The following is a 1,334-nucleotide window of genomic DNA, read 5'->3' as shown; positions in this document are numbered from 1 at the left end:
GACCGATCGCCCCGCTGTCCCTTATCCCCGACCGGGCCTGCCGCCGGGCAGGCCGCCGGGGCCGCCGGGGCCGCGGAGGTCGCCGGGGGAGTCGGGCAGGTCCCTGTAGAGGTTGTTCGCGATCTCCTCGTTGCCCAGATCGGCCCTGCGGTACCGCTCGGCGGTGTAGATGGTGTTGTCGGCCGTCTCCCGGAGCACGTCGACGAGCGTGACGCCGAACTCCAGGAGATCCCCTTCGGCGGGGACGAACTTGTCCTCGAAGACGTCGGCCATCTCATCGCCGTGGCCCCAGGGCTTCTCGCCGAAAGCGCTCCTCCCCGACTCGTAATCCGCGAAGATCTTCTCCACGCCATCCGCCGGCTCGTGCAGCATGCCGCCGTACTTCTTCATCAGGTCGGGGCCGACGAACAGGGAATCACCGGACATGGTGCGGCTCCTTCGGGTGTCCTGGGGTTGTGGCGGCCGGTGGGAGCCGGCCGCCGCGGTTCAGGGGGTCAGGCACTGGGGCGGCCCGAGTCGGGGAAGTCGAGCTTATCGAGGCCGAGGTCGGCCAGCATCTTGGCGGGATCGAACCCGCCCGTTCGCGCCGCCTCCATGTCGATCCCTTCGGGAGCGAAGGGGCCGAACGCCTCCATCACCCGGGCCTGCATCTTGTCCCGCGCGCGCTTGATCACGTCCATGACCGCCGCCGAGAGTTCCGCCGGCGGCATCGACTGGTAGGACGTGGTCCGGAACTTCAGCTCGACCAGTTCCCCGTCAGCGTTGATCTTCGCGCTGATCGCCCGATCCTTGGAGACGGCCTCTTCGGTTGCCGACGCCAGGCTTGCGCTTGCCCGTGTGACCTTCTCCTGGTCCTCCCGTAGACGTGCGAGCGCCTGCTCCATTTGCTCCGGGTACGAACTCATGGGCACTTCCCTTCGTGTTGTCTCCGAGGCCGTGTCGCCCCAGCACCGACAGCCGGTCGCCCGCGCTGGTCCCCCAGACGCGCTCGTCCTCCGACAGCCAGGTGGACCGGGTGCGCGCGTCGCCGCCCTGCCCCCCGCCACCGCCGGCCCCGCCCATACCGCCCATCGGCGGCATCATGGGCGGCATCCCGCCACCCATGCCGCCCATCCCGCCCATCCCGCCGCCGACGCCGCCGAAGTTCCCGCCGCCCTGGCCGTTGCCGTTGCCGACCGCGCCGGTGAACGCCTCGGACCCATCGGGGGACGGGTCGCTGCGCAGATCGCCCCCGCCGCCCTGGACACCATTGGCATCGGGTTGGCCGCCCGAGGCGTTCGGAGCAAGCGGGTCGGACGACGAGCCCGGCGCCCCCGGGTTCTCCCACCCGTTGC

Annotated in this window: 2 protein-coding genes; both read right to left on the bottom strand. The window is 70.8% G+C overall.

Annotated elements, in window-relative coordinates; translation table 11 throughout:
* Positions 1-21: 21 nt before the first annotated feature.
* The gene (locus ACFO4E_RS28045; protein ID WP_378579985.1) at positions 22-426 is read right to left on the bottom strand and encodes a hypothetical protein; all 405 of its coding nucleotides are present in this window, start codon (positions 424-426) and stop codon (positions 22-24) included.
* 68 nt (positions 427-494) lie between these two features.
* The gene (locus tag ACFO4E_RS28040) at positions 495-905 is read right to left on the bottom strand and encodes a YbaB/EbfC family nucleoid-associated protein (protein WP_378579984.1); all 411 of its coding nucleotides are present in this window, start codon (positions 903-905) and stop codon (positions 495-497) included.
* Positions 906-1,334: the final 429 nt, after the last annotated feature.

It is taken from the genome of Nocardiopsis mangrovi, from assembly GCF_042653925.1.
GTDB classification, from domain to species: domain Bacteria; phylum Actinomycetota; class Actinomycetes; order Streptosporangiales; family Streptosporangiaceae; genus Nocardiopsis_B; species Nocardiopsis_B mangrovi.
This window is presented reverse-complemented; position numbering and strand designations above follow the sequence as displayed.